The sequence below is a fragment of the Rhodococcus sp. P4_F5 genome, from assembly GCF_056401315.1.
The window spans coordinates 135,437-143,450 of sequence record NZ_JBFUJP010000004.1; the positions used below are offsets into that span (position 1 = coordinate 135,437).

Here is an 8,014-nt window from a genome sequence, read left to right on the forward strand (position 1 = left end):
GGCCCGCCGGTGATCATCGACCTACCCGCGACCACCACCGGGACCGTCAACAAGAAGCTCGTCGAGCTCCGCGAGACCGGCGGCGCCGTGACCCTGGGCCGGGTGCTGACGCTGGTGGTCAGCACCGACGACAGCGAACACTCCGAGGCCGTCATCGACGCGGCCAACGAGGCCAGCCGCGAGCACCCCTGCCGGGTCATCGTGGTCACCCGCGGCAACCGGTCCGTCGAGTCCCGGCTCGACGCCCAGATCCGGGTGGGCGGCGACGCGGGCGCGTCCGAGGTGGTGGTGCTGCGGCTGTACGGAGAGCTGGCCGGCCACGAGTCGTCGGTGGTCACCCCGTTCCTGCTGCCGGACACCCCGGTGGTCGCCTGGTGGCCCGACAAGTCACCCCCGGTCCCGGCCCAGGACCCCTTGGGCCGCTTGGCAGTCCGCCGGATCACCGATGCCACCGGCGCGCCCGACCCGCGGTCCACGATCATCTCGCGGCTGGCGTCGTACACCGACGGCGACACCGACCTCGCGTGGGCGCGGATCACGCCGTGGCGCGCCCTGCTCACCTCGGCGCTCGACCAGCCGCCCCACGAGCAGATCCTCTCGGCGACGGTCTCCGGTCTCGCGGAGGAGCCCGCCGTCGACCTCATCGCCGGGTGGCTGGCCAGCCGGATCGACGGCCCGGTCCGCCGGCGCACCGGCCTGCTGCGGGCGGACCTGCACCGGGAGACCAGCACACTGTCGCTCAGCCGGCCGCAGACCGGCAAGACCGCAACCCTCAGCCGCACCGGTGCGCCGGACTCCCTGGTCTCGCTGGCCCGCCGGGAGACGCGGGACTGCCTGGCCGAGGACCTGCGCCGACTCGACCCCGACGAGATCTACCACGCAGCCCTGGCCGGACTGGCCAAGGTCATCTACGAGTGATGGGTGCTCATGACTGACATCGCAGTTCAGACGTACGACGATGCCGAGGAATTGACCACAGCAGCCGCGGCCCAACTGGTCGCGGTGATCGAGGCGGCGCAGGCCGAACGCGGGTCCGCCTCCATCGTCCTCACCGGCGGCGGTAACGGAATCGGACTGTTGCGCAAGATCCGCGCGAACCCGGGCAAGATCAACTGGTCCGCCGTCGACGTGTTCTGGGGTGACGAGCGGTTCCTGCCCGCGGGCGACCCCGACCGCAACGAGGTCCAGGCGCACGAGGCCCTGCTCGACCACGTGCCGGTGCCGCCGGCCCGGCTGCATCCGATGCCCTACGGCGACGGCCAGTACGCAGGCGACCCGGACGCCGCGGCGGTGGCGTACGAGCACGTGCTCGCCGCGCACGCGAACGGCGGACCCATCCCCGAGTTCGACGTGCACCTGCTGGGCATGGGCGGCGAGGGCCACGTCAACTCGCTGTTCCCCGACACCGACGCCGTCCGGGAGAAGACCCGCCACGTGGTGGCCGTCACCGACTCCCCCAAGCCGCCTGCCGAGCGGGTCACCCTGACGCTGCCCGCGATCCGCCGGGCCCGCCGGGTGTGGCTGCTGGTCGCGGGCGCGGACAAGGCCGAGGCGGTGGCCGCCGCGATCGGCGGGGCGAAGCCCGCCGACATCCCCGCCGCGGGCGCGCTGGGTTCCGAGTCCACGGTGTGGATGCTGGACCGGGCCGCGGCGGCCGACCTGCCCGCGGACCGGTAGCAACCGACGCGGCGAACCGCGAAACCCGGCCGACGGCCCGACGTGTGACTCACTCCCGCGTCGGGCCGTCGGTCTGTTCGTCGTCCGCCAGTGTCGACCGGGTCGCCGGATGTCCGTTGGCGCACGGATTTCCGCGAACACCTCCCGCATCGCGGCACCCGGCACCCCGAGGCCCCGACTGTCGCCGCCCACCGCTGCGGCCGATCCCCTGACGCCACCCCTGCGCCGCCGTGCACCCGGTCATCGTGGGACTCCCCTCCGTGGGCGAATCGTGCTCTCACCGAGGTTTGACGCGTCCGAATCCCCGCGGGTTCCGCCCCCTTCCCGCCACCGATTCCGAGAGTTACGCTGATAAGACAGTTGCCTTCAGTTGAAGGAGACAGTCATGAATGACCCGGCCATGACGGACCTCGGGACGCGGCGGTGGTGGGCCCTCGGCGCGGTCAGCCTCGCGGTACTGGCGGTCGGCCTCGACGGCACGGTGCTCTCGGTGGCGATCCCGACCCTCGCCGGGGCCCTGCACGCCTCGGAGTCGGACCTGCAGTGGTTCTCGTCGGCCTACTTCCTGGTCCTCGCCGCCTCGATGCTGCCCGCCGGCCTGCTCGGCGACCGCTACGGCCACAAGAGGGTGCTGCTCACCTCCCTGGCGCTGTTCGGGGCGGGCTCTGTCGCCTCCGCGTACTCGACGACGGTGCCGCAGTTCCTCGCTTCCCGCGTGCTGCTGGGCCTGGCCGGCGCCGGGGTGATCGTGATGGCGATCTCCGCGCTCACCGTGCTCTTCGACCCGGCCGAGCGCCCGAAAGCGGTGGGGGTGTGGGCGGCCGCCAACTTCCTCGCGCTCCCACTCGGGCCGATCCTCGGCGGCTGGCTGCTCACCCACTACTGGTGGGGCTGGGTGTTCCTGCTCAACCTGCCGGTGGTCGCCGTCGGCTGCGTCGCCGTCGCCGCCCTGGTGCCGGAGTCCCGGGCGGCCCAGGCTCCGGGCCTGGACCCGGTCGGGGTCGCCGCGTCGTCCGCCGGGCTGGTGGCCGTGACGTACGGCCTGATCACGGCCGGCCAGGCGGGGTGGACCGACACCCGCGCGCTGCTCGCGCAGATCGTCGGCGTCGCGATCCTGGTCGGGTTCGTCGGCTGGGAACGCCGCCTGACCCGGCGCCCGGACGGTCAGCCACTGCTTGACCTGACGCTGTTCCGGTCCGCGTCGTTCACCTGGGGTGTGGTGCTGGCCGCGGTCGCGGTGATGGCGATGATCGGCGGACTGTTCACCATGCCGCAGTACTTCCAGGGCGTGCTCGGCACCGACGCGATGGGCTCGGGTGTTCGCCTGCTGCCCCTGATCGGCGGCCTGGTGGTCGGCGCCCTGCCCGCGGATCGGGTCGCCGCCCTGCTGGGCGCGAAGGTCACCGTCGCGGCCGGATTCGCGCTGCTCGCAACCGGATTCCTGCTCGGCTCGAGGACGGACGTGACATCGAGCGGCGCCTTCGTGGCGGCCTGGATGGCGGTGGTCGGGATGGGGTTGGGCCTGGCCATGGCCACCGCGTCCGCCGCCGCGCTCGCCGAGCTGACACCGGATCGCAGCGGAGTCGGCTCCGCCGTGCTGCAGGCGGTGAACAAGGTGGGCGGGCCGTTCGGCACGGCCGTCCTCGGGAGCGTGCTCACGGCCGGCTACCTGTCCCGCCTCGACCTGACCGGACTGCCGGAACCGGCGGCGACGGCCGTGCGCCAGAGCATCTTCGGCGGCGTGGCGGTGGCGCACGAGACCGGGTCCGCGGCCCTGCTCGACTCCGTGCGGGCGGCGTTCGTGCACGGCATGGACAGCTCCATGCTGGTGTCGGCGGGCATCGCCGTGGTCGGTCTGGTGCTCACCGTCATCTTCCTCCCCCGGGTGGCCTTGCCGAGCGACCAGGAACAGGAAGGCCAGCATGTCGAAACCCGTTGACCTGCAGGAGAAACCTTCGCTTCACCACACCCTCGGGCTGCGGGAGCGGAAGAAGGCGCGCACCAGGGCGACCATCGCGGCGCACGCCTTCCGGCTGTTCCAGGAGCAGGGCTACGACGCCACCACGGTGCAGCAGATCATCGACGAGGCCGAGGTCTCCGAGAGCACCTTCTTCCGGTACTTCCCCACCAAGGCCGACGTGGTGCTCTCGGACGACTTCGACCCCTTGATCGTCGAGGCCTTCCTCGCACAGCCGCCGGAACTCAATTCGATCCAGGCCCTGCGGGTCTCGTTCCGGACCGCCTTCGCGCGGCTGTCGGAACCGGAGGTGTTCGCGATGCGCGAGCGCATGCACCTGGTCTTCTCCGTGCCCGACCTGCGCGCGGCCATGCTGGACCAGTTCGCGGACGCCATGCACCGGCTGACCGAGGCGATCGCCGCTCGTACCGGGCACGATCCCGGCGACCTGGCCGTGCGCACCCTCGCCGGGGCCGTGGTGGGCGCCATGATGGCGGCCGCCTTCGCCCTCACCGACGACCCCTCCGCCGACCTGCTCGCCCTCGTCGACACGTCGCTGGCCCACCTCGAAGCCGGATTCGACCTCTGAGATCGCGCCGGCACAGCGGTGAACGCCAGAGGTCAAAGATTCTGCCCGGGGCGTGTCGATTCGGCCGCGCCTCGTTCGTCGTCATGCTGTACGGCAACCCGGCCGCACGAGACACCCACACACCAGGAGTCCGAAATGAAGTACATGATGCTGATCAACGCCGAGTCCGCCGACTCCGGCGACCAGTGCACCGTCGAGGACTGGATGGTCTACGACAAGTCGGTCCAGGACGCCGGCATCTTCGTCAGCGGCGAGTCGCTCGCGGACCTGACCACCGCGACCGCGGTCCGGGTCGACGCGGACGGCACCCGGACCGTCACCGACGGCCCGTTCGCCGAGACCCGTGAGGTGCTTGGCGGCTTCTACGTCATCGACGTGCCGAACCTCGACGTCGCGCTGGACTGGGCGGCCCGCTGCCCCGGTGCGCGCGGCGGCGGATCCGTGGTGGTGCGACCGATCGCCGACTTCGGGGTGTGACCTCGATGGACGGGCAGGGCGCCGACGGACCGGTGGACGCGGCGGTGGAGTCGGTCTTCCGCGAGGAACGCGGGCGGCTCCTCGCGGCCCTCGTCCACCGGTACGGCGACCTCGACCTGGCCGAGGAGGTCACCTCCGAGGCCGTCGAGGCGGCGCTGGTGCACTGGCCCGTCCACGGCGTGCCGACCCGGCCCGGGGCCTGGCTGCTGACCACGGCGCGCCGCAAGGCCGTCGACCGGTTGCGGCGCGACCAGACCTACGCGGCGCGGCTCGCCGTGCTGCAGGTGGAACTCGAACGCGCCGAACCCGCCCCGCCGGCGGGCGCGGACAGCGACCTCCCCGACGAGCGACTGCAGCTGTTCTTCACGTGTGCGCATCCCGCCCTCGCCCCCGACGACCGCGTCGCCCTGACGCTGCGCTGCCTGGCGGGCCTGACCACACCGGAGGTCGCGCGGGCGTTCCTGGTGCCGACCGCGACGATGGCGCAGCGGATCGTCCGGGCCAAGAAGAAGATCCGCGAGGCCCGCATCCCGTTCCGGGTGCCCGGTGCGGACGAGCTGCCCGGACGCCTGCCGGGGGTGCTCCAGGTCGTCTACTCCGTCTTCACAGAGGGCTACGCGGCCAGTTCGGGGCCGGACCTGCAGCGGCTCGACCTGGCAGAGGAGGCCATCCGGCTGGCGCGGATCCTGCGCCGGCTGCTGCCGGCCGAGCGGGAGGTCGCCGGCCTGCTCGCGTTGATGCTGCTGGTCTACGCCCGGCGCGACGCCCGGACGGACCCCGCGGGCGAGCTGGTGCTGCTCGACGACCAGGACCGGGGTCGCTGGGACCGCGCGATGATCGACGAGGGCTCCGCCCTGGTGCTGGTCGCGCTGACCGGCGGCCCGCCGGGCCCGTACGGGGTGCAGGCCGCGATCGCCGCGCTGCACGACGAGGCCACCGGTCTCGCGGGCACCGACTGGCCGCAGGTGGTGGTGCTCTACGACGTGCTGCTCGCACTGACGCCGTCCCCGGTGGTCGCGCTGAACCGGGCCGTGGCGGTGGCGATGCGTGACGGCCCGCAGGCCGGGCTGACCCTGCTCGACGACCTGGCCGGCGAACCGCGTCTGCGCGGGCATCACCCGTACCCGGCCGCCCGCGCCGACCTGCTGCGCCGGCTCGGCCGGTTCCCGGAGGCCGCCGCGGCCTACCGGCAGGCACTCGACCTGGTCGGCACCGCGCCGGAGCGTGCGCACCTGCGGCGACGGCTCGACGAGGTCGAGGCGTCGGGTCCGGACGACCAGCCGCTGTCGACGTGAGCGGCCGCCCACCCCGGGCAGGAGTGGGCGGCCATGTTCAGGGACTCGGGGACGCCCTCAGTGCCGTTGAGCTCGACGGGATTTCACTGCCGATCGCGCTGGGCCTGCTGATCATGATGTACCCGGTGCTGGCGAAGGTCCGCGCTTCCACCAACCCCCGCCCCTGATCTCGCCGCCGCCGATCTCGGTGGCACCGAAGGAGTCCTGACCGATGGCCACACCGAGCGTGCTGTTCGTCTGCCTCCACAACGCCGGCCGATCCCAGATGGCCGCCGGGTTCCGCATCGCCGAACTCGTCCCGACCACCGCCTGACGACGACTGTCGGCCGACCGTTTCGGTCGGCCGACAGTCACTCGCCGACGGTCGAGCGTGTAGGGATCGGTACTCGTCGAGGTGGTCGAGGACCATCGCCACAGCTCGCTCACGCTGCTTGGTTCTGCATCCTTCGCAAGAGGGGAAGCGACATCAAACCCGGGACGGCTCAGGTGAGTGTCAGCGGAGCAGCGCGCCGACCCGGCTCAACGCGTACTCGGTGACCGCGACCAGCCCCGACTTCGCCGACTCCCGGTCCCGGGCGTCGAGGGARACGATCGGCACGTCCGGGGACACCGCCAGCGCCTGCCGGATGTCCTCSGTCGCGTARCGCGGCGCGTCGTCGAACTCGTTCACCGCAATCAGGAACGGAAGGTTGCGGGCCTCGAAGAAGTCGACGGCGGCGAAGGACTCGTCGAGGCGCCGGGTGTCGATCAGCACGATCGCCCCGATGGCGCCRCGGATCAGGTCGTCCCACATGAACCAGAACCGRTGCTGGCCCGGCGTCCCGAACAGGTACAGCACCAGGTCGTCCGCGAGGCTGATCCGGCCGAAGTCCATCGCCACCGTGGTGGTCGACTTCTGCGGGGTCGCRCTGAGGTTGTCGACGCCCACGGAAGCGTCGGTGACCAACGCCTCGGTCCGCAGCGGCACGATCTCGGACACCGCACCGACCAGCGTGGTCTTGCCGACGCCGAACCCCCCGGCCACGACGATCTTGGTCGACGTCACCCGGCCGGGTTGCACGCTAGATTTTCCGAAGTCCACCGAGGACCCTTTCAATGAGTTCACGACGTTCGCTGTCGCTGGCGTCTTCTTGCAGGGTGGCCAGGATTCGCAACTGACCGGACTCGACCAGGTCYGCGACCAGCACCCGCGCGACACCGATCGGCACACCGACCCGGGCCGCGATCTCGGCCACGGACGGCGACTGTGCGCACARTGCCACGATCGTCGCGTCCACGTCCCCGAGTTCCCAGTTTCGGTTCGCGGTGTCCGGCAGGGCCTGGATCAGCGCCTCGAGCGCCAGCTCGACCGCCGGCAGGGTACGCCCGGACGTCAGCGAGTAGGGCCGGACCAGACTCGGCCCGCCACCGGCACGTTCGAAGTTCTGGCTGTCGTCCATGGCCACCTCGCGGTCAGGTCCCGACGACGGCCCGCGGCGCCGCCTGCACGGACGCGCCGACACGGTCGACCAGCAGCGCCATCTCGTAGCCGACCTGCCCGATGTCGCAACCCGCCGAGGTGAGCGTCGCCAGGTGCGAGCCGTCGCCGACGCTCATCAGCAGCAGGTAGCCACGCTGCATCTCGACCACCGACTGGAGCACTCCGCCGCCCTCGAACARCYGSGAGACGCCCGCCGACAGGCTCGCGAGCCCGGAGGTCACCGCCGCCAGCTGCTCGGCCCGGTCCACCGGCAGGTGGGMACTGGCCGCCATCAGCAGCCCGTCCGCGGACACCAGCRCCGCGTGGGTGACGCCCGGTACGTCGCGGGCGAAGTTCGAGACCAGCCAGTCGAGTGAGCTGCGACCCGCGGATCCCTGATCCAGGTTGAGCTCGGATCCCTGATCCATGTTCATTGTCTCCTTAGATGCTGTTGCGTTCGGACTGGCCGGCGGCGCGGCCCTCGCGGATGCCCCGCTGGTGCCTGCTGAGCTTCTCGCGGATCGCATCCGGGTCGCGCAGCCTCGGCGGCGTGTTGATCT

At 71.8% G+C, this 8,014-nt stretch carries 10 protein-coding genes and 1 pseudogene; 8 read left to right on the plus strand and 3 right to left on the minus strand.

Annotated features, from left to right (window positions below):
* Positions 1-9: 9 nt before the first annotated feature.
* From opcA to AC1DU4_RS04260, 8 genes and pseudogenes are all read left to right on the plus strand, one after another.
* Positions 10-918 carry a glucose-6-phosphate dehydrogenase assembly protein OpcA gene (gene opcA, locus AC1DU4_RS04225; protein WP_477837825.1) on the plus strand — a complete coding sequence of 303 codons (909 nt, stop codon included), beginning with the start codon at positions 10-12 and terminating at the stop codon, positions 916-918.
* 9 nt (positions 919-927) lie between these two features.
* Positions 928-1,677 carry a 6-phosphogluconolactonase gene (pgl, locus tag AC1DU4_RS04230; RefSeq protein ID WP_477837826.1) on the plus strand — a complete coding sequence of 250 codons (750 nt, stop codon included), beginning with the start codon at positions 928-930 and terminating at the stop codon, positions 1,675-1,677.
* A gap of 385 nt (positions 1,678-2,062) precedes the next feature.
* Positions 2,063-3,616 carry an MFS transporter gene (locus tag AC1DU4_RS04235; RefSeq protein ID WP_477837827.1) on the plus strand — a complete coding sequence of 518 codons (1,554 nt, stop codon included), beginning with the start codon at positions 2,063-2,065 and terminating at the stop codon, positions 3,614-3,616.
* Positions 3,600-4,223 (plus strand): acyl-CoA-like ligand-binding transcription factor, encoded by a 624-nt coding sequence (locus tag AC1DU4_RS04240; protein WP_072847140.1) that lies wholly within the window; start codon positions 3,600-3,602, stop codon positions 4,221-4,223. Before AC1DU4_RS04235 ends, AC1DU4_RS04240 begins: the two co-directional genes overlap by 17 nt.
* A 135-nt stretch (positions 4,224-4,358) precedes the next feature.
* Positions 4,359-4,700 carry a YciI family protein gene (locus AC1DU4_RS04245; protein WP_477837828.1) on the plus strand — a complete coding sequence of 114 codons (342 nt, stop codon included), beginning with the start codon at positions 4,359-4,361 and terminating at the stop codon, positions 4,698-4,700.
* Positions 4,701-4,705: 5 nt separating this feature from the next.
* On the plus strand, positions 4,706-5,995 hold the full coding sequence (locus tag AC1DU4_RS04250; RefSeq protein ID WP_477837837.1) for an RNA polymerase sigma factor: 1,290 nt from the start codon (positions 4,706-4,708) through the stop codon (positions 5,993-5,995).
* Positions 5,996-6,018: 23 nt separating this feature from the next.
* Positions 6,019-6,162: a hypothetical protein gene (locus AC1DU4_RS04255; RefSeq protein WP_477837839.1), complete on the plus strand. Its 144-nt coding sequence runs from the start codon at positions 6,019-6,021 to the stop codon at positions 6,160-6,162.
* 44 nt (positions 6,163-6,206) lie between these two features.
* Positions 6,207-6,284: pseudogene (locus tag AC1DU4_RS04260) on the plus strand (heat-shock protein HtpX); the annotation flags it as partial.
* A 204-nt stretch (positions 6,285-6,488) separates the two neighbouring features.
* Here the strand turns inward: AC1DU4_RS04260 and AC1DU4_RS04265 are convergent.
* The 3 genes from AC1DU4_RS04265 to AC1DU4_RS04275 are packed head-to-tail and all read right to left on the minus strand — an operon-like array spanning position 6,489 to position 7,882.
* Positions 6,489-7,040 (minus strand): GTP-binding protein, encoded by a 552-nt coding sequence (locus AC1DU4_RS04265; RefSeq protein ID WP_477837829.1) that lies wholly within the window; start codon positions 7,038-7,040, stop codon positions 6,489-6,491.
* Between the two features lie 16 nt (positions 7,041-7,056).
* Entirely contained in the window at positions 7,057-7,434 is a 378-nt protein-coding gene (locus tag AC1DU4_RS04270; protein WP_477837830.1) for a DUF742 domain-containing protein, read from the minus strand.
* Between the two features lie 13 nt (positions 7,435-7,447).
* Positions 7,448-7,882, minus strand: a complete 435-nt coding sequence (locus AC1DU4_RS04275) for a roadblock/LC7 domain-containing protein (protein WP_477837831.1) — start codon at positions 7,880-7,882, stop codon at positions 7,448-7,450.
* Positions 7,883-8,014: the final 132 nt, after the last annotated feature.